This is a genomic window from Metapseudomonas boanensis, assembly GCF_042232855.1.
Lineage (GTDB): Bacteria > Pseudomonadota > Gammaproteobacteria > Pseudomonadales > Pseudomonadaceae > Metapseudomonas > Metapseudomonas boanensis.
The window spans coordinates 2,340,900-2,360,000 of record NZ_CP113889.1 but is presented as its reverse complement, the minus strand read 5'-3'; the positions used below and the strand labels follow the sequence as shown (position 1 = coordinate 2,360,000).

General features: G+C 60.6%; 20 protein-coding genes (1 of these 20 cut by a window edge). 9 read left to right on the top strand and 11 right to left on the bottom strand.

The annotated features are described in order from the left end of the window. Window positions 1–1,088, bottom strand: partial view of a tyrosine--tRNA ligase gene (gene tyrS, locus OXH74_RS10780; RefSeq protein WP_375741199.1) — the 5' portion only. The gene continues 112 nt to the left of window position 1, outside the view; 1,088 of the gene's 1,200 nt are visible here — the first part of the coding sequence; its start codon is at window positions 1,086–1,088; the stop codon falls past the left edge of the window. A 182-nt stretch (window positions 1,089–1,270) separates the two neighbouring features. Between tyrS and OXH74_RS10775 the strand changes: the two genes are divergently transcribed. Continuing rightward, window positions 1,271–2,707 (top strand): peptidoglycan DD-metalloendopeptidase family protein, encoded by a 1,437-nt coding sequence (locus OXH74_RS10775; protein WP_375741198.1) that lies wholly within the window; start codon window positions 1,271–1,273, stop codon window positions 2,705–2,707. Between the two features lie 4 nt (window positions 2,708–2,711). Continuing rightward, window positions 2,712–3,803, top strand: a complete 1,092-nt coding sequence (locus OXH74_RS10770; protein WP_375741197.1) for an anhydro-N-acetylmuramic acid kinase — start codon at window positions 2,712–2,714, stop codon at window positions 3,801–3,803. A gap of 61 nt (window positions 3,804–3,864) precedes the next feature. On the opposite strand, the gene erpA is transcribed toward OXH74_RS10770, so the two are convergent. Next, complete coding sequence (erpA, locus tag OXH74_RS10765; protein ID WP_215380544.1) at window positions 3,865–4,215, bottom strand: iron-sulfur cluster insertion protein ErpA; 351 nt, start codon at window positions 4,213–4,215, stop codon at window positions 3,865–3,867. 136 nt (window positions 4,216–4,351) lie between these two features. Next, window positions 4,352–5,386, bottom strand: a complete 1,035-nt coding sequence (gene argC / locus OXH74_RS10760; RefSeq protein ID WP_375741196.1) for an N-acetyl-gamma-glutamyl-phosphate reductase — start codon at window positions 5,384–5,386, stop codon at window positions 4,352–4,354. A gap of 134 nt (window positions 5,387–5,520) precedes the next feature. On the opposite strand from argC, the gene hemJ reads away from it, so the two are divergent. From hemJ to OXH74_RS10740, 4 genes are all read left to right on the top strand, one after another. Beyond that, window positions 5,521–5,946, top strand: coding sequence for a protoporphyrinogen oxidase HemJ (hemJ, locus tag OXH74_RS10755; protein WP_375741596.1), 426 nt, complete (start codon window positions 5,521–5,523; stop codon window positions 5,944–5,946). A 29-nt stretch (window positions 5,947–5,975) separates the two neighbouring features. Beyond that, on the top strand, window positions 5,976–6,938 hold the full coding sequence (locus OXH74_RS10750; RefSeq protein WP_375741195.1) for an NAD(P)H-dependent flavin oxidoreductase: 963 nt from the start codon (window positions 5,976–5,978) through the stop codon (window positions 6,936–6,938). Between the two features lie 196 nt (window positions 6,939–7,134). Next, window positions 7,135–8,175, top strand: a complete 1,041-nt coding sequence (locus tag OXH74_RS10745) for a DUF805 domain-containing protein (protein ID WP_375741194.1) — start codon at window positions 7,135–7,137, stop codon at window positions 8,173–8,175. 52 nt (window positions 8,176–8,227) lie between these two features. Further along, window positions 8,228–9,016, top strand: a complete 789-nt coding sequence (locus tag OXH74_RS10740) for an SDR family NAD(P)-dependent oxidoreductase (protein WP_375741193.1) — start codon at window positions 8,228–8,230, stop codon at window positions 9,014–9,016. An 11-nt stretch (window positions 9,017–9,027) separates the two neighbouring features. Here OXH74_RS10740 and OXH74_RS10735 read toward each other — a convergent pair whose 3' ends face one another. Continuing rightward, window positions 9,028–10,509, bottom strand: a complete 1,482-nt coding sequence (locus tag OXH74_RS10735) for an AAA family ATPase (RefSeq protein WP_375741192.1) — start codon at window positions 10,507–10,509, stop codon at window positions 9,028–9,030. Between the two features lie 89 nt (window positions 10,510–10,598). On the opposite strand from OXH74_RS10735, the gene OXH74_RS10730 reads away from it, so the two are divergent. Further along, a complete protein-coding gene (locus OXH74_RS10730) occupies window positions 10,599–10,937 on the top strand; it encodes a histidine triad nucleotide-binding protein (protein WP_375741191.1) in 339 nt (112 codons plus the stop codon). Between the two features lie 136 nt (window positions 10,938–11,073). After that, on the top strand, window positions 11,074–11,721 hold the full coding sequence (gene coq7 / locus OXH74_RS10725; RefSeq protein ID WP_375741190.1) for a 2-polyprenyl-3-methyl-6-methoxy-1,4-benzoquinone monooxygenase: 648 nt from the start codon (window positions 11,074–11,076) through the stop codon (window positions 11,719–11,721). Window positions 11,722–11,795: 74 nt separating this feature from the next. Here coq7 and speD read toward each other — a convergent pair whose 3' ends face one another. Together speD and OXH74_RS10715 are read right to left on the bottom strand one after the other, a co-directional pair. Beyond that, entirely contained in the window at window positions 11,796–12,590 is a 795-nt protein-coding gene (gene speD, locus OXH74_RS10720; protein WP_215380565.1) for an adenosylmethionine decarboxylase, read from the bottom strand. A gap of 243 nt (window positions 12,591–12,833) precedes the next feature. Then, on the bottom strand, window positions 12,834–13,259 hold the full coding sequence (locus tag OXH74_RS10715) for an OsmC family protein (protein ID WP_215380567.1): 426 nt from the start codon (window positions 13,257–13,259) through the stop codon (window positions 12,834–12,836). A gap of 235 nt (window positions 13,260–13,494) precedes the next feature. On the opposite strand from OXH74_RS10715, the gene crp reads away from it, so the two are divergent. Further along, window positions 13,495–14,139, top strand: coding sequence for a cAMP-activated global transcriptional regulator CRP (gene crp, locus OXH74_RS10710; RefSeq protein WP_215380570.1), 645 nt, complete (start codon window positions 13,495–13,497; stop codon window positions 14,137–14,139). Window positions 14,140–14,199: 60 nt separating this feature from the next. On the opposite strand, the gene trpC is transcribed toward crp, so the two are convergent. The 5 genes from trpC to OXH74_RS10685 form a co-directional block, all read right to left on the bottom strand. Continuing rightward, window positions 14,200–15,036, bottom strand: a complete 837-nt coding sequence (gene trpC / locus OXH74_RS10705) for an indole-3-glycerol phosphate synthase TrpC (RefSeq protein WP_375741189.1) — start codon at window positions 15,034–15,036, stop codon at window positions 14,200–14,202. Next, on the bottom strand, window positions 15,033–16,082 hold the full coding sequence (trpD, locus tag OXH74_RS10700; RefSeq protein WP_375741188.1) for an anthranilate phosphoribosyltransferase: 1,050 nt from the start codon (window positions 16,080–16,082) through the stop codon (window positions 15,033–15,035). Before trpD ends, trpC begins: the two co-directional genes overlap by 4 nt. A 1-nt stretch (window position 16,083) precedes the next feature. After that, the gene (locus tag OXH74_RS10695; RefSeq protein ID WP_375741187.1) at window positions 16,084–16,677 is read right to left on the bottom strand and encodes an aminodeoxychorismate/anthranilate synthase component II; all 594 of its coding nucleotides are present in this window, start codon (window positions 16,675–16,677) and stop codon (window positions 16,084–16,086) included. Between the two features lie 10 nt (window positions 16,678–16,687). Then, the gene (trpE, locus tag OXH74_RS10690; protein WP_375741186.1) at window positions 16,688–18,175 is read right to left on the bottom strand and encodes an anthranilate synthase component I; all 1,488 of its coding nucleotides are present in this window, start codon (window positions 18,173–18,175) and stop codon (window positions 16,688–16,690) included. 86 nt (window positions 18,176–18,261) lie between these two features. After that, on the bottom strand, window positions 18,262–19,101 hold the full coding sequence (locus OXH74_RS10685) for a phosphoglycolate phosphatase (protein WP_375741185.1): 840 nt from the start codon (window positions 19,099–19,101) through the stop codon (window positions 18,262–18,264).

The window sequence follows — 19,101 nt, the reverse complement described above, 5'->3', positions numbered from 1 at the left end:
ACACCACCAGAACCAAGCAGGTCGCGCGCCACAGCGGCATTCTTCACCAGACCAGTTTTATTAAGGACGGAAGCGATCGGCATGTCTTCAGCAGCAGCCAGCTCGATTTCCGGCAGATCCACAGGCAACTCGCCATCCTTCATTCTGTTGCCCGCAGAACGATGGGCAGTAGCAGCCGCCTCTTCGCCATGAAAGCGAGCGACGATCTCTTCGGCCAGCTTGATCTTGATGTCGCGCGGGTTGGCGCCCCGGTCTACTTCCTTCTTGAACTGCTCGATCTCACCCATGGAGCGAAAGCTCAGTAGCTCGAAGTAGCGCCACATCAACTGATCAGGAATGGAGACCAGTTTGTTGTACATCACACCAGGCGCCTCCTGGATGCCTACATAGTTGCCAAGGGACTTGGACATCTTTTTCACACCGTCCAGCCCCTCCAGCAACGGCATGGTGACGATGCACTGAGACTCCTGACCATAAGCACGCTGCAGTTCGCGACCCATCAACAGATTGAACTTCTGATCGGTACCACCCAGCTCGACATCCGCGCGCAGAGCAACCGAGTCGTACCCCTGCACCAGCGGGTAAAGAAACTCATGAATGGCGATCGGTTGATTCGTGGTGTAGCGCTTGCTGAAATCATCACGCTCGAGCATCCGAGCAACGGTGTACTGGGAGGCCAGACGAATGAAGTCTGCCGGAGACAGCTTGTCCATCCAGGTGGAGTTGAAGGCCACCTCAGTCTTGCCAGGATCTAGGATCTTGAACACCTGAGCCTTATAGGTCTCCGCGTTCTCCAGGACCTGCTCTCGAGTCAGCGGGGGACGCGTTGCGCTCTTGCCGCTTGGGTCACCAATCATCCCCGTGAAGTCGCCTATCAGGAAGACGACCTGATGACCTAGCTCCTGGAACTGGCGCAGCTTATTAATAAGGACCGTATGCCCGAGGTGAAGGTCTGGAGCTGTCGGATCGAAGCCCGCCTTGATCCGTAGTGGCTGGCCACGCTTGAGCTTTTCCACCAGCTCGGACTCGACCAGAACCTCTTCCGCACCGCGCTTGATCAGCGCCAGCTGCTCTTCAACCGACTTCATGACAGGACTCGTGACCGTTCGACAGACAAAAGGGGAACCAACCATACAAGATCGCGAACTAATTACAAGTTTTGCGCCTGAGCTAACGCCGACCGGCGGACGGCGTGAATCCGAGGTTGCCTAGGGCAGCTTTTGATTATATTTTAGGCAGTTAGTTCACCTTCTAAAAAACACCACACGCCATGACGCATAACGTTCCCAAAGTGCCGCCGTATCCGAAGAGCCATTTGCTGGCTGCAAGCGGTGTGGCTGCGCTGCTCAGCCTGGCCCTGCTGGTGTTCCCGTCCCGCGAAGTCGAGGCGAAGAAGACCTTCATCAATCTGGAGCTTGAAAATGGCTCCGAGATGCTCATCCAAGAGAAAGACGATCTCCGACCAGGTCCAGTCACCGGGGATCAGGGCAACTCGCCATTTACCAAGATCGAGAGCCCAGCCGACAATCAGAACAGCGCCGAAAAAGACGCGGATAAGAAGACAGAAGACGCCAAGCTCGCCACCACTCAACCAGCCGCCGATCCCAGCCTCAAGACTGTGACCGTGGGCAATGGCGACACCTTGTCCACGATATTCGCCAAGGTCGGATTATCCGGTGCAGTGATGCATGACGTGCTCAATAGCAGCAAGGACGCAAAACAGCTCAGCCGCCTCAAGGTTGGCCAGCGCTTTCAGTTCGACCTGAGCCCGGCCGGCGACCTGGAGAGAATCAGCTCGAAACTGAGCGAACTCGAAACCGTCCACCTCGAAAAGTCCGGCAAAGGTTATGCATTCAAGCGCGACCTGGCTAAACCCGAGGTGCGCTCGGCTTATGCAAGAGGCGTAATCAACAGCTCGCTTTTCCTCTCTGCAAAGCGCGCCGGGCTTTCCCATGACCTGACCATGGATCTGGCCAATGTATTCGGCTACGACATCGACTTCGCCCTCGACATCCGCGAAGGGGACGAGTTCGAGGTGATCTACGAAGAAAAAGTGGTCAACGGCAAGAAGGTGGGTAGCGGCGAAATCCTCGCAGCCCGCTTCATCAACCGCGGCAAGGCCTTCAGCGCAATCCGTTACGTTAGCAAGCAAGGCAACGCCAGCTACCTGCGGGCCGACGGAAGCAGCATGCGCAAGGCATTCATCCGTACTCCTGTGGACTTTGCCCGTATTAGCTCTCGATTCTCCATGGGACGACGCCACCCGGTTCTCAACAAGATTCGGGCTCACAAAGGTGTCGACTATGCGGCTCCTCGCGGAACGCCAATCAAAGCAACCGGCGACGGGAAGATCGTATTAGCCGGCCGGCGCGGTGGTTATGGCAACGCCGTGATCATCCAGCACGGCAACAAGTACCGAACCCTCTACGGCCACATGAACGGCTTCGCCAAAGGCATTCGCACCGGCGGCAGCGTCAAGCAAGGCCAGATCATTGGGTACGTAGGCACCACTGGCCTCTCGACCGGTCCGCACCTGCACTATGAGTTCCAGGTCAACGGCGTCCATGTCGATCCCCTGGGGATCAAGCTGCCAATGGCCGATCCGCTCATGGCCGCCGAAAAGAAGCGCTTCCTGCAAATGAGCCAGCCACTACTGGCACGTATGGACCAGGAGAAGGCCAGCACGCTGGCCTTGAACAAGCGCTAAGGCCATGGCTCGCTACCTAGGGGTGATGTCCGGAACCAGCCTGGATGGACTTGACATCGCCCTGGTCGACCAGACCAATCGTACCCTCCTCCTCGACACGTACTACCTCCCAATGCCCGAGTCGTTGCGCAGCGAGCTACTGGCTCTGTGCGCAACGGGGCCCGACGAACTGGCACGCGCTGCAACGGCCGAACAAAGCTGGGTAAGGCTTGCGGCTTCGGGCATTCAGAGCCTGCTCGAGCGCAACCAGCTCACTTCACAGGACATTCGTGCCATTGGTAGCCACGGCCAGACGGTTCGTCATGAGCCTGCGCGCGGTTTCACCATCCAGATCGGCAATCCTGCCATGCTCGCGGAGCTGACCGGCATTGCTGTAGTAGGTGACTTCCGCCGGCGCGACGTCGCTGCCGGCGGCCAGGGCGCCCCTCTGGTTCCGGCATTTCACGAAGCCTTGTTCGACGATCACACGAGTCTGCGCGCGGTGCTGAACGTCGGTGGATTCAGTAACCTCAGCCTGATTGAGCCGGGCAAGGCCGTTCACGGCTTCGACTGTGGCCCCGGCAACGTGTTGATGGATGCCTGGATTCGTCTGCAGACTGGAGAAAACTACGACCGAGAAGGACGCTGGGCAGCCAGCGGAACCGTTCAGCAAGTGCTGCTGGATACGCTGTTCGCTGATCCCTTCTTTACCACCCTGGGACCGAAGAGTACCGGCCGCGAGCTGTTCAACCTAGGCTGGCTACAGTCCCATCTTGCGCGCCTACCGATCTTCCGCCCAGAGGACGTCCAGGCCACGTTACTGGAGCTCACCGCACGTAGCATTGTCGACGCCCTCAAGGCTGCGCAGACCGGCACCGATGATCTGTTGGTATGCGGTGGCGGCGCGCACAACCACCAGTTGATGCAGCGCTTGACGGCCTTGCTGCCGGGCACCCGCGTATGCAGCACCAGCGAGTTTGGCGTCGATCCCGACTGGGTCGAGGCCATGGCCTTCGCTTGGCTCGCCCATTGCTGCCTCGAAGGCATCCCGACCAATCGGCCCAGCGTCACCGGCGCCAAGGGCCTGCGCATCCTGGGCGCGATCTATCCCGCATAACCTGCCCACAAACAAAAACGCCGCGCTCAATGGCACGGCGTTTTAGCGCATTCCAGCAGCGTCAGATCGAGAAGGACTGGCCACAACCGCAGGTGGTTGAAGCGTTCGGGTTCTTGATCACGAAACGCGACCCCTCCAAGCCTTCCTGGTAGTCGACTTCGGAACCGGCGAGATACTGAAAGCTCATCGGATCAACAACCAGGCTGACGCCGTCACGCTCGACGATCGTATCGTCGTCCGCCACGTCTTCATCGAACGTGAAGCCGTACTGGAAGCCAGAGCAGCCACCACCCGTGACGAACACGCGAAGCTTCAGGCGTGGATTGCCTTCTTCATCGATCAGGTTCTTCACCTTGCTGGCCGCACCCTCAGTGAACAACAGGGCTGAAGGGGTGAAGGTTTCGACGCTCATGCTGCAACTCTCCCGGCTCGACGCCGCCATACTGCGCTAAGGCGAGGCATTATCCGCTTACCCTACAAAACTGGTCAACTATTAAGCGACTCGGCCCACGCCCGGAAGCGACATGAGCTCGAAAGTCAGCAGTGGATCAGGGTAGCAATGCCGCGTGGCCCAGCCCAAGGTGCTCTTCCAGGCCGAATAGAATATTCATGTTCTGTACGGCCTGACCGGAAGCACCCTTGACCAGGTTATCGATCACCGACAGGACCACCACCAGGTCTCCGCCCATTGGACGATGGACCGCAATACGGCAAACGTTTGCGCCGCGAACGCTGCGTGTTTCCGGGTGACTCCCCGCCGGCATCACGTCGACGAAGGGTTCATTGGCATAGCGTCTCTCGAACAGCGCTTGCAGGTCCACGCTCTTGTCCGCCACGTTGGCGTAAAGGGTTGCGTGAATGCCACGGATCATCGGTGTCAGATGTGGAACAAACGTCAGACAGACAGCACCACCCGCAGCACGCCGCAGGCCCTGAGTGATTTCCGGCAGATGGCGGTGCCCCTTGACCGAATAGGCCATCATGCTTTCGCCGGCTTCGCAGAACAGCGAGCCGACCTTGGCGCCACGGCCTGCACCACTGACACCTGACTTGCAGTCAGCGATCAGTTGGCGGGTATCGGCCAGGCCTGCCTCGAGCAGCGGGATAAAACCCAGCTGCGTGGCGGTCGGATAGCAACCGGGGACCGCAATCAGGCGGGCGTTCTTGATTGCCTCGCGGTTGACTTCCGGCAGGCCGTAGACGGCTTCGGGAAGCAGACCGGGAGCACCGTGAGGCTGGCCGTACCACTTGGCCCATTCCTCTGCATCCTGCAGGCGGAAATCGGCAGACAGGTCGATCACCTTGGTGCCCGCATCCAGCAGCTCGCCAGCAAGGGCATGGGCGACGCCGTGCGGGGTCGCGAAGAACACCACGTCGCAAGCGCCGAGCGTAGCCACGTCCGGCACGCTGAAGGCGAGCTCGTCGTAATGGCCTCGCAGGTTCGGGTACATATCGGCGACCTTGACCCCAGCCTCGGAGCGCGACGTGATCACCGCCACCTCTGCCTGCGGATGCTGAGCCAGCAGACGCAGCAGTTCGACCCCGGTGTAGCCCGTGCCGCCGACGATTCCGACCTTGACCATCACTTGCCCCTTCAAAGAACCGATTGGAAAGCTGCCGATGATAAAGCTGCATCGGCCATGGGCCAACAGCCAAGGTGACGTGTGGCGTGCCCACCCTCTACTATCGTGGCCATCTTGGACCTGGAAGCCGACTCATGCTCTACCTGTGGTTGAAAGCCCTACACATCATCGCCATAGTCTGCTGGTTCGCCGGACTTTTCTATTTGCCACGCCTCTTCGTGTACCACGCGATGAGCGAGGATGCCGCAAGCCGCGAACGCTTCATCATCATGGAGCGCAAGCTTTACCGCGGCATCATGGGACCATCGATGATCGCCACCCTGGTCTTCGGCTTGTGGATGCTCTACCTCAACACCTCCTTGTTCAGCCAGGGCTGGCTACACGCCAAACTGACCCTGGTCGTGCTGTTGATCGGCTACCACCACGCCTGCGGGTCCCTCCTCAAGCGTTTTTCACGAGGTGAGAACCGACGCAGCCACGTGTTCTATCGCTGGTTCAACGAAGTTCCGGTGCTGTTCTTGATCGCCATTGTCATCATGGTGGTGGTGAAGCCTTTCTGACTCCAGACAGCCTACAAGAGGAATGCCAGATGTCCCTGCCTGCCCTGCTCGATCAACGCTTGCGCCTACCAGTGGTGGCGGCGCCAATGTTTCTGGTATCCAACCCTAAGCTGGTGATGGCCTGCTGCAATAGTGGAATCGTCGGAAGCTTCCCTGCCCTGAACCAGCGCGAAAGCTCCGGCTTCCGCGCCTGGCTAGAGGAAATCGAGTCTGGCCTGAACACCAGCGCTGCGCCTTACGCCGTCAACCTGATTGTCCACCACAGCAATCCCCGGTTGCAGGCCGATCTGGCGATCAGTGTGGAGAAGCGAGTTCCCATTGTCATCACCAGCCTGGGTGCGGTCAAAGAGGTGGTGGACGCGGTGCATGGTTACGGCGGCCTGGTATTCCACGACGTGACAACCCGCCGCCACGCTGAAAAGGCCGCTGAAGCCGGGGTCGACGGATTGATTGCTGTCGCAGCAGGCGCCGGTGGCCATGCTGGGACCTGGAGCCCCTTCGCCCTGATAGCCGAGATTCGCCAGTTCTTCGACAAGACCCTGCTGCTGGCTGGATGCCTCAACCACGGTCATGAGATCTTCGCTGCACAGTTGCTGGGCGCCGATTTGGCTTACCTGGGTACCCGATTCATTGCCACCCAGCAGAGCGATGCGGAAACCCGCTACAAGCAGATGATCCTGGACGCCAAGGCAGCAGACATCATCCATACCCCGGCGGTCTCAGGTGTACCGGCGAGCTTCATGCGACAGAGCCTTGAAGCTGCTGGCTATGACCTCAAACGCCTGACGGACAAGGCCGATATCAACTACGGCGAAAAGCTCAAGCCAATCAGTGATGAGGCAAAAGCCTGGAAGACCGTCTGGTCAGCCGGCCAGGGCGTGGGCAACATCCGTGACCTGCCGACCGCTGATGAACTGATCGCCCGGCTCGACCGCGAATACCGTGCCGCCCGTGACCATGCAGTCCAGCTTGGCCAGCGCTGGGCGCCCTGAGACTCGGCGATAGACTCAGCCACCGAACCTGGTCACAGGGCCGCCTGATAGCCCTGTTCGAGGTCCCATACAGTGCCGTTCCACGAAGCCTTTTCGCAAATCACCGTTCACTTTCTGCACCAGGCCGCTTGTGCCGTGGCCTAGCGCACAATTACGCTGTGCCATCACCCGCTCTGTCGCCGACAAGGATGCCCGCATGGTCGAAGCTCGCTACAAAATCGTCTTCGAAGGCGAACCAATGCCCGGCGTGGCACTGGAAACCGTCAAAGAGAATCTCGCTCGCCTGTTCAAGAGCGATTCTGGAAAGATCGACAGTCTGTTCAGTGGCCGCAGCGTCGCCCTAAAGCGTGATCTGGACGAGGCCGAAGCCGATAAGTACCTGGCCGCCCTGCAACGGGCGGGGGCGATGGTACGCAAGGAGCAGGACCGGTCGAACAGCCCGCAGGAAGCGAAGGACGAGCCAGCCCCCATGATGGCACCCCAGACGCCCACCATGATCGATAGCATGCGCTGCCCCAAGTGCGGCCACGAGCAGCCCAAGACAGCCGAATGCCAGGCATGTGGCATCATCATCGACAAGTACCTGGCACGCCAGGCCCAGCTGGCGACTGAAGCATCTGCGGTCCAGGGCTCCATTACTTCCGCCACCGCTGGCTCCTCGCCCTACGCCCCGCCACAGGCACAGGTCGGCGAAGTCCTGCCCGAATATGGTGAGCTCAAGGTCCTCAGCACCGACGGTCGGATTGGCCGGGTTCGCTACCTGGGCTGGAGCATGGCGCTCATACTGGCATTCCTCCCGGTCGGCGCGGTGATCGCAGCTAGCTTCGCGCTTTCCTCCACCCTGGCAAGCCTGCTGGCAATTGTGGCGTGTATCGTCCTGGCAGTTGTCGGCGTCTTTATCGGTGTCCAGCGCCTGCACGATATTGGCTGGTCCGGCTGGCTTTGGCTGATCAACTTCGTTCCGTTCGTGGGCAGCGTGTTCGCCTTGATCATGCTGGTGGTCCCAGGAACCTCCGGCCCCAATCGTTATGGCTCACCGCCGCCACCCAACAGCCTCGCTGTCAAGGTCCTGGCCTGCCTGGTCCTGCTGGCCCCGATTGTGATCGGTATCTTTTCCGCTATTGCCATTCCCGCCTACCAGGACTATGTGAGTCGCGCCCAACTGACCGGGGAGACTCGCTACGAGCAACCAGCTGACACCGCAATAGCGCCACAAAGCGATTCCGCATCAGAATAAGCAACCTCCCGGGGCCGGAACTGTCCAACCCGGCCCCTTCAGGAGAATCTCCATGCCCCGTTATGCCCTGGTCACCGGCGCCTCCAGCGGAATCGGCCTCGCTTTGGCCGAAGCCTTGGCGCGACGAGGCCGCAGCCTCCTGTTGGTGGCAAGGCAGCGTGACGCGCTGGAAAGCATTGCCTGCGAATTGACCCAGCGCTTTGGCGTAGAGGTACTGTTTCGCGTCTGCGACCTGGCCGAACCGCTCCAGGTGTCCGGCATGCTGATGGAGCTGGAACAGGGCGAACGGCAATTCGACTTGCTGGTAAATAATGCCGGCATTGGAACCTCTGGCCCCTTCATTGAGCAGCATTGGAGTGATGAGCAGGAGCTGATCGAGCTGAACATCCTGGCCATGGCTCGACTTTGCCACGCGCTGGGTGCGCTAATGGCCCACCAAGGCGGGGGCCAAATACTCAACGTAGCCTCGGTCGCCGGCTTTCAGCCCGGCCCCTGGATGAGCAACTACTACGCCAGCAAGGCCTATGTGCTGCACTTCTCCGAGGGCCTGCGCGAGGAGCTTCGCCCCCAGGGGGTCAAGGTTTCGGTGCTCTGCCCCGGCCCGACGCGCAAGAGTTTCTTCCGTCGCGCCCATTCGCAGGTCGATCGACTGGAAGGCAGTAAACTAATGATGAGCCCCGAAGAGGTCGCGTTGATTACTGTGCGAGCCCTTGAGAAGAATCGCGCAATTATCATACCTGGCTGGCGCAACCGGCTGGCCGCCCGGTTCCCCCGTTTCGCCCCGCGCTGGCTGGTGCGACGCGTGGTGGGCCGGATCAACCGGGCCTTCGCAAAATCTTGAGCTACGGCCGATCAATCGGCCCTGACGCAACGATCGTGCGCCCAGCTTCGCAAGCTCGCCAACTGCTCGGCCATAACCACTGAAAGCGGAGAGCTGGCGCGCAGCTGGCGTAATAGCAAGTCCTGATCCACCGCACATTGCTGCGCCTGGGAGGCGTAGAGCATGCCAACGACGGCCTGCTCGATCTCCGCACCAGAAAAGCCTTCGCTGGCGAGCACCAGCTCATGCAGATCGAATTGCGCCGAGTCCAGCTCCCGGTGAGCTAGGTGGATGCGGAAGATGTCGGCGCGAACCTCTGGCTGAGGTAGATCGATGAAGAACAGTTCATCGAAACGCCCCTTGCGCAGCAACTCTGGCGCAAGGCCGTCGACGGCATTGGCTGTGGCTACCAGAAACACCGGCGCCTTGCGCTCGGCCATCCAGGTCAGCAGTGTTCCCAGGACCCGCTGGCTGACCCCGCTATCGTGATCACCACTGGACAGCCCCTTCTCAACCTCGTCCATCCACAACACGCATGGCGACATCTGCTCGGCCAGCTTCAACGCCTCACGCAGGTTCCGCTCGGTTTCACCGAAGAACTTGTTGTACAAACAGGCGAAATCCAGGCGCAGCAATGGCAGGCCCCATAGCCCTGCCACGGCCTTGGCCGCCAGGCTCTTGCCACCGCCCTGCACGCCGACCAGCATCACGCCCTTGGGTCGATCCTTGACCTTTTCGTCGAGCAGCGCGGCCTGGCGTTCCGCCAGCCAACGTTTGAGATTGTCCAGGCCACCGACTTCTGCGAAACGCGCAGTCTCGTACTCGAAGCTGAGCACACCCTCCATGTCGAGCAGTTGGAACTTGGCCTTGTTCAGCTCCGGCAAATCTTCCTGGGTGATGGCGCCGTCATCGCAAATGACATTGCGTGCCAATGCGCGAGCCTCGCCATGACTCATTCCTCGGAGGTTCTTCACCACTTGCTGCAGGGTCCGGTTGTCCGTGCGAACCCGCGCCCCGCGATTACGCTCGCTCCAGCGCGTCGCCTCTTCGCGCACGATGCTCAGCAGCTCCTCTTCGCCTGGCAGTGCGAGACTGAAGCGCGCAGCATAACGCTGTACTTCCGATGGCAGCTTCAGGGCATGGGAAACCAGCACCGCAGTCGGCTTGTGATTGCCTTCAGCCATGGCCACTTCCTTGAGCAGCCGAACGACCCGCGGGTTATCCGCAAGGAAGGGATGCAGGTCACAGAGGACATAGAGGTTCGGCTGCGGATCCGCCTTGATCAGCCGCAGAGCCACCTCAGGATCGCGGCTATCTCCTTCGCCCAGCGGCTCACCGCCAAAACCAAGCCGCTGCAGCCCCTCGCTGACCGACCAGGTCAACAGCCCCAGCCCTCGCTTGATCGCCAGGCTGGTCAAGGTTTCCAACACTCGGCGCTCATCCCAGGACTCGATCAGCACCAGTTTCACCCTGGAGTCCAGCACCAGGCCGAGGTCATGGATGTCGTTCTTCACAGGCGCTCCTTCGGGTCGTGGGTTAGGCTGGCCGGGGTAAACGCCCGCCGTTAAACTCGACGCCTCTTATATCAGGCCGGAGAACCCCAGTGGACTGTCTGTTCTGCAAAATCGCGGCGGGCGAAATCCCCGCCCGCAAGCTCTATGAAGATGACCAGGTCGTTGCCTTCCACGACATTGCACCGCAAGCCCCCGTGCATTTCCTGGTCATTCCGAAAAAGCACGTGCGCACCGTCAACGACTTGGTCGAAGAAGACAAGGCGCTCGCCGGCCACATGGTCTTCACGGCGCAGCGCCTGGCCAAGGAACAAGGCTGCGAGGCCGGCTTCCGCATGGTGATGAACTGCAATGAACAGGGTGGCCAGACCGTCTACCACATCCATATGCATGTGCTTGGCCAGCGCCAGATGCATTGGCCCCCGGGCTGATCCAGCCCCGGACCTCCTCGCCCCTGCGCGCAAGGGGCGAGCCTGCCCCGCCCGTCGCAAGCGGACTGATTCCAGTCAAGCCCATAGCGGCCCCTTGGGTTAGAATGCCTGCCGAGATTGCCTACGGAGGTGCCGCATGGCCAGCGAACGTTACTACTCCCCCGCCGACCGGCTGCTGCTGCAGGCCGACGTCGCCCTGCGCACCCTGCTACCATTTTCCGGGCAGCCTTTCCGCCCCTCACCTGCCGATGGCCAGCCCGATACCGAACTCGATAGCGAAGATGCGCGTCACGTTGCCGGCTTGATGCGCATCAACCACACCGGTGAGGTCTGCGCCCAAGCGCTGTACCAGGGCCAGGCCCTGACCGCGAAGCTGCCGGAAGTGCGGGCTGCCATGGAGCATGCCGCCGAAGAGGAAGTCGACCACCTCGCCTGGTGCGAACAACGCATCCGTGAACTCGGCAGCCGCCCGAGTATTCTCAACCCGCTGTTTTATGGCTTGTCGTTTGGCGTCGGTGCATTGGCTGGCCTGGTCAGCGATAAGGTCAGTCTGGGCTTCGTAGCTGCCACTGAAGACCAAGTGTGCAAACACCTGGACGAGCATCTCCAGCAGCTGCCGGCCGAGGATGGCAAATCCCGCGCGATTCTCGAACAGATGCGTACCGATGAAGAACAGCACGCCACCAGCGCATTGGAAGCGGGCGGTATGCGCTTCCCGGCTCCGGTCAAGTTCGGAATGACGTTGCTGTCAAAGGTGATGACCAAAAGCACCTATAGAGTTTGATCAGAAGACTGCGAAAACAACAAAGGGCGCCACGGCGCCCTTTGTTGTTTTCATCCGAAACGTGCCGATAACTATCAGCGCGGCATGTTGCGGGCGTAGAAGATTTCCAGCATTTCGTGACGCAGGCGCTCTTCCACCTGCTTGCGCTGCTCGCCAGTCAGGTTGGAGGTCGCATCGCCGAACAGGTAATTGTCCAGCTCGAAATCCTTGAGCAGCATCTTCGTGTGGAACAGGTTTTCCTGGTACACGTTGACGTCTGTCATCTGATAGGCGTCCTGAGTGTCGTCCGAGAGGTAGTTCTGGATGGAGTTGATCTCATGGTCGATGAAGTGCTTCTTGCCTTCCACGTCGCGGGTGAAACCACGCACACGATAATCCACAGTCACGATGTCCGAATCGAACTGGTGGATCAGGTAGTTGAGCGCCTTCAACGGGGAGATCACCCCGCAGGTGGAAACGTCGATGTCCACACGGAAGGTAGCGATCCCATCCACCGGATGAATCTCCGGATAGGTGTGTACGGTGATGTGGCTCTTATCCAGGTGCGCCAGGATGGTTTCCGGCAATGGGCCCGGCGACTCCTCGATCTGGCTGTCGGTGGGGGTCACCGGCTGCTCGGAAATGAGGATGGTCACACTTGCGCCTTGAGGGTCATAGTCCTGACGGGCGATGTTCAGGATGTTCGCACCAATGATGTCCACTACGTCGGTGAGGATCTGGGTCAGGCGCTCGGCATCGTACTCTTCATCGATGTACTGGACGTAGGCCTGCTGGTCCTCGGGGGTCTCGGCGTAGCAGATGTCATAGATGTTGAAGCTCAAGGTCTTTGTCAGGTTATTGAACCCGTGGAGCTTGAGTTTGCTGTTCACCGTTGGAAACTCTCTTGTGCATGCGGCTCTACCGCGTGATTGAGCATGCCCGTCAGATGCGCACGACACATCTGCGTAGGACGGTTTACACCTCTTCGCGTTGGCGATTGTGGTCGTATGGTCGGAGCCTGAGCCCCGGAAACTGGAGGGGGCGAATTATGCAGACGAGAGGCGCCGTCTGCCAGAGTTTGGCGTGCAAATATGATGGCCGGATGTCTTCATCACCCGGCCGGGCGTCCGATCTCAGGCGCCGAGCTCGACAATCTCGTAGTCATGGGTGATTTCAACGCCGGCCCGCCCAAGCATGATGGACGCCGAGCAGTACTTCTCCGCCGACAACTCCACCGCGCGTTTGACTTGCGCCTCTTTGAGGCCGCGCCCTTTCACCACGAAATGCACATGGATCTTGGTGAAGACCTTGGGGTCTTCGCTGGCGCGCTCGGCTTCGAGAAATGCCTCGCAGCTTTCAATCGGCTGGCGGGACTTTTTCAGGATGCTCACCACGTCAAAGTTGGTGCAGCCGCCGAGCCCGATCAGCAGCATCTCCATCGGGCGCACCCCGAGGTTGCGACCGCCACTCTCAGGTGGGCCGTCCATCACCACGGCATGCCCACTGCCGGACTCACCAAGAAACAGGGCTTCGCCCGCCCATTGGATGCGTGCTTTCATCGCCAAGGACCCTACTCGAAAAAAAGGTGTCGTAGCTTAGCACAGGGCCCCAAGGGGCCCGATGGACAACAAACCAACATTACTTCCCGGGCAGGTGTTAGCTGTGTCGCAATTTCCGATCGTCGGTATAGAAGTGTCTGTTAAGCTGGCGCCGGATTACTGGCACACTTGGCACAACAATTACTAGAAATTGCCTGTTGGACAAAGGCTTACCTTCTCTTTTCGGGACTCGGGCATGGTCGCAATTACCCTTACACCTAAAATAAAAAGCCTGGACAAGATCCTCGCGCATTGTCACCGCCGCCGCTACACGGCAAAGAGCACCATCATCTACGCAGGCGATCGCTGCGAAACCCTCTTCTTCATCATCAAAGGCTCCGTCACCATCCTGATCGAAGATGACGACGGTCGGGAAATGATCATCGCCTACCTCAACGCCGGCGACTTCTTCGGGGAGATGGGACTGTTCGACAAGGAAGGCAATGAGAAGGAGCGCAGCGCCTGGGTTCGCGCCAAGACGGAATGCGAAGTAGCAGAACTGAGCTACGCGAAATTCCGCGAGCTCACCCAGCAGGATCCGGAGATCCTCTACGCGCTGGGCAGCCAGATGGCTGACCGCCTGCGCAACACCACCCGCAAGGTCGGGGACCTGGCATTCCTCGACGTGACCGGGCGCGTCGCCCGCACGCTGCTCGATCTGTGCAAACAACCCGACGCCATGACCCACCCGGATGGCATGCAGATCAAGATCACCCGCCAGGAAATCGGTCGCATTGTCGGCTGTTCACGAGAGATGGTCGGTCGAGTCCTGAAGAGCCTGGAAGAACAGGGCCTGGTGCACGTCAAAGGCAAGACGATGGTGGTATTTGGTACCCGCTGAACTCCACCCGCAAGCATGAAAAAAGCCGGCATCAGCCGGCTTTTTTCATCGATTCGCGAATCAGTCCGGGTCAGCGCCCAGTGCGACGCGACTGAACTCCGGGAAAAATAGGCGACGCAACTCTGCGCCTGGTTCCTCCGCCCGCATGAAGGCTTCGCCCACGAGAAAGGCATACACCTCACTGACCTCCATGAGCTCGACATCCGCTCTATTGAGGATGCCGCTCTCGGTGATCACCACTCGATCCCGCGGAATACGTGGCAGTAGGTCCAGCGTGGTATCCAGGCTCACCTCGAAGGTATGGAGGTTACGGTTGTTGATACCCACCAGTGGAGTGTCGAGGGTCTTCAGCGCGCGCTCCAGCTCATCCCCGTCATGGACTTCGACCAATACATCTAGGCCAACGTTCTTGGCCGTGTCCGCCAGTTCCTTCATTCGCACATCGTCCAGCGCGGCGACGATCAGCAGCACGCAGTCCGCCCCCAAGGCACGAGCTTCGACCACCTGGTAAGGATCGATGAGGAAGTCCTTGCGTATCACCGGCAGCGAGCAGGCGTCGCGGGCTTCCTGCAGGTAGGCATCGCAGCCCTGGAAGAAATCGATATCGGTCAGCACGGACAGGCAGGTCGCGCCACCGTTCTCATAGCTCCTGGCAATCTGTGCGGGAAGGAAGTTCTCGCGAATGATGCCCTTGCTCGGCGACGCCTTCTTGATCTCGGCAATCACCGCCGGCTCCCGCTGCGCCACACGCTCCTGCAGCGCCCTGGCGAAACCACGAGGAGCACTGGCTGAACGGGCGCGGGCTTCAAGCTCAGTCAGGGTTACACGGGCACTGCGCTCGGCCACTTCCTCAGCCTTGCGCGCCAAGATCTTTTCAAGAACGGTTGGGATGCTCACGCTTCATTCTCCACTCGGAACACCGCTGTAAAAGACGCGAGCTCGTCCAGCTTTTCGCGGGCGAGCCCGGTATGCAGGGCATCCTGAGCCAGCCGCACGCCCTCCTTCAGGCTGGACGCGAGGTCCGCAGCATAGAGGGCTGCACCCGCATTCAGCACAATCATTTCAGCGGCTTTCTGGCCGCTCTCAGTCTTGCGCTTGCCCAAGGCGTCGCGGATCAGTTCCAGCGATGCCTGAGGACTGTCCACCGTGAGGCCGATAAGGCTCTGGCTACGGATGCCGAAGTCCTCGGGCTGCACTTCGTACTCAGTCACTTCGCCGTCCTTCAGCTCGGCAACATGGGTCGGTGCAGCGAGGCTGAACTCGTCCAGCCCGTCACGCGAATGCACCACCAGGATGTGCTCGCTGCCCAGCCGCTTGAGCACCTCGGCCAAAGGACGGCAAAGCGCCTTGCTGAACACGCCGACCACCTGGTGCCGCACCCCGGCCGGATTGGTCAGCGGACCAAGCATGTTGAACAAGGTCCGCAACCCCAGCTCACGGCGCGGCGCAGCGGCATACTTCATGGCCTTGTGATGGACCTGGGCGAACATGAAGCCCACTCCGATGCTTTCGATGCAACGCGCCACCTGCTCGGGCTTGAGGTCCAGGTAGATGCCCGCTGCTTCCAGCACATCGGCACTGCCGGTCTTGCCGGAAACCGCGCGGTTGCCATGCTTGGCAACCTTGCCGCCAGCCGCGGCGACCACGAAAGTGGCGGCCGAGGAAACGTTGAAGATATTCGCGCCATCGCCGCCGGTGCCCACCACATCGACCACATGGTCGAGGGTGCTGAGTTCGACCGTGCTGGCGAGTTCACGCATCACCGAGACGGCACCAACGATTTCGTCGATGGTCTCGCTCTTCATCCGCATACCCATGAGGAAGGCACCGATCTGCGCGTCGGTGCACTGTCCAGTCATGATCAGGCGCATGACGTCCTGCATCTCGTCGGTGGTCAGGTCGAGTTGGTTGACCACCCGATTGAGGGCTTCCTTGATATCCATCTCAACGCACCCCGCCAGTCTGCTTCAGGAAGTTAGCCAGTAGTTCATGACCCTGCTCGGTGAGGATGGATTCCGGATGGAACTGCACCCCCTCGATATTCAGGGTCTTGTGTCGCAGGCCCATGATCTCGTCCACCGAGCCATCTTCGTGCTGGGTCCAGGCGGTGATCTCCAGGCAATCCGGCAGGGTTTCGCGCTTCACCACCAGGGAATGATAGCGAGTCACCGTCAGCGGATTGTTCAGTCCGTTGAATACACCCTTGTCTTCATGGAAGACCGGGCTGGTCTTTCCGTGCATCACTTGGCGCGCACGCACCACGTCACCGCCGAACGCTTGGCCGATGCTCTGGTGCCCCAGGCAGACACCAAGGATTGGCAGTTTGCCGGCGAAATGGGTGATCACCTCCAGCGAAACACCTGCCTCGGTGGGGGTGCAAGGGCCAGGGGAAACGACGATGCGCTCGGGCTTCAGGGCTTCGATCTCGGCAACGCTCAGCTCGTCATTGCGGATCACTTTGACGTCAGCGCCCAACTCGCCCAGGTACTGCACCACGTTGTAGGTAAAGGAGTCATAGTTATCGATCATCAGCAGCATGGCGAAATCCTCAGGCGTCGGGCGTGGCAGTCTGTTCGGCGAGTGCCACGGCACGGAACATGGCGCGGCGCTTGTTCAGCGTCTCCTCCCATTCCAGTGCCGGCACCGAGTCGGCAACGATGCCGGCGCCGGCCTGCACGTGCAGTTCCCCGTCCTTGATGACCGCCGTACGGATCGCGATGGCGGTGTCCATATTGCCATTCCAGGCCAGATAGCCCACAGCGCCGCCGTAAACGCCACGCTTGACCGGCTCCAGCTCGTCGATGATTTCCATTGCACGGATCTTCGGTGCCCCGGAGAGGGTGCCCGCCGGCAGGATCGCGCGCAGCGCATCCATGGCAGAGACGCCTTCCTTGAGCTGGCCGGTCACGTTGGACACGATGTGCATCACGTTGGAGTAACGCTCGATCACCATCTTCTCGGTGACCTTCACCGAGCCGGTGCTGGAAACGCGGCCCACGTCGTTGCGGCCCAGGTCGATCAGCATCAGGTGCTCGGCCAGCTCCTTGGCGTCGGAGAGCAGGTCCTGCTCCAGCGCCTGATCCGCCTCCTCGTTGGCACCGCGCGGGCGGGTGCCGGCGATCGGGCGAACAGTGACCAGGCCGTCCTCGACCCGGACCAGGACTTCCGGCGAGCTACCCACCACGTGGAAGTCACCGAAGTTGAAGAAGTACATGTAAGGCGTCGGGTTGAAGCAGCGTAGCGCGCGGTACAGATCGATCGGCGCAGCCTGGAACGGGATGGACATGCGTTGGGAAATCACCACCTGCATGCAGTCGCCGGCCAGTATGTATTCCTTGATGCTGCCCACTGCACGCTCGTAGTCCTCGCGGGTGAAGCTGGAGCGAAAGTCCGGCTCGCCACCCTGCGGCTGGCCAGGGTCCACGCCCAGACGCGGCACCACGGGCTGGCGCAACTGTCGGCGCAGCTCGGCGAGGCGGGCCTGGCCCCGCTCATAAGCGTCGTCCTGACCGGGATCGGCCAGGACGATCGCGTGCAGCTTGCCGGCGAGGTTGTCGAACACCACCACCGCGTCGGAGACCATCAGCAGAATGTCCGGGGTGCCCAACGGGTCGGGATTCTGGCAGTTGGCCAGGCGCTTCTCGACATAGCGCACGCAGTCATAGCCGAAATAACCCACCAAGCCGCCATTGAAGCGCGGCAGGCCGGCGATGGGCGCTACGTTGTAGCGCTCCTTGAATGCCTCGACGAAGGCCAACGGGTCTTCGCAGTCATGCTGTTCGACATTGACACCGTCGACGGCAACGGTCACCTGGTGGCCATGAGCTCGCAACACCGTGCGGGCCGCCAGACCAATGATGGAGTAACGGCCCCATTTCTCACCGCCCTGCACCGACTCCAGCAGGTAGGAGTACGGCGTGTCGGCGAGCTTCAGGTAGAGGGAAAGCGGCGTATCGAAATCCGCCAGGGTTTCGAACGCAAGCGGAATGCGGTTATAGCCTTCAGCGGCCAAACGCAGGAAATCTTCGCGGGTCATGATCAGCCTCGTGACAGGGAGCTATCGAGCTCCTGGAGGTAAAACGTCGGTGTGCGAACGCGCCGGAGATACCGGCCAGAATGAATTCAGGCGCGCCAGCGCCAACGGGCCACAGCCTTGATGATGATCATTCCAGCTCTTTCGAGCCAACGCTTGCAGGGAGCCACCACGTTTCGATCTCTTTGAGGCGGATATTCAGAGGAGTCGGGCGACATTAGCGCAGCGCCGTGTGCCGCGCAACCGCCCGGCAGCAGCTCGCGAAGATCGTCCACCACCAAGGCCGGCTCCTCTTCGCTAATGGGCCGGCCGTGGTTGTAGCCGTAGCTCAACGCCACGCACTTCACACCGGCAGCCTTGGCGGCCAGGACGTCATTGCGCGAGTCGCCGATAAACAGAGCTTCGCCACGGCTGACGCCGGTCATATGCATCACATGCAGCAGGGCCGAAGGGTCCGGTTTCTGCTGCGGCAAGGTATCGCCGGCGATGATCAGCGGGAAATACCGTCCCAGCTTCATCTCATCCAGCAGCGGCGCGACAAAACGCTCCGGTTTGTTGGTGATCAGGGCAAGTTCGACGCCCCGTTTCTTAAGCCACTTGAGGGTCTCCGCGACCCCTGGGTAGACGCGGGTGAGCGCATGGCTTTCGCCATAGGCCTCCATGAAGAGTTCGAGGCCGCGCTCAGCATCGGTGTCATGCACGGCGGAGTGGTCCTGGCCACCGGCAAGAGCGCGGCGTACCAGCACGCGGGCGCCGTTGCCGACCCACTCGCGGACCTGCTCGACACCTGCTGCCGGACGCCCGAGGGCCACCAGCATGCGGTCTATCGCAGCGGCCAGATCGGGGACCGAATCCACCAGGGTGCCGTCCAGGTCGAACATCACCAGGCGCGGAAGGCGCCCCTCGAAAAGCCGCTGCAACGTGCTCAT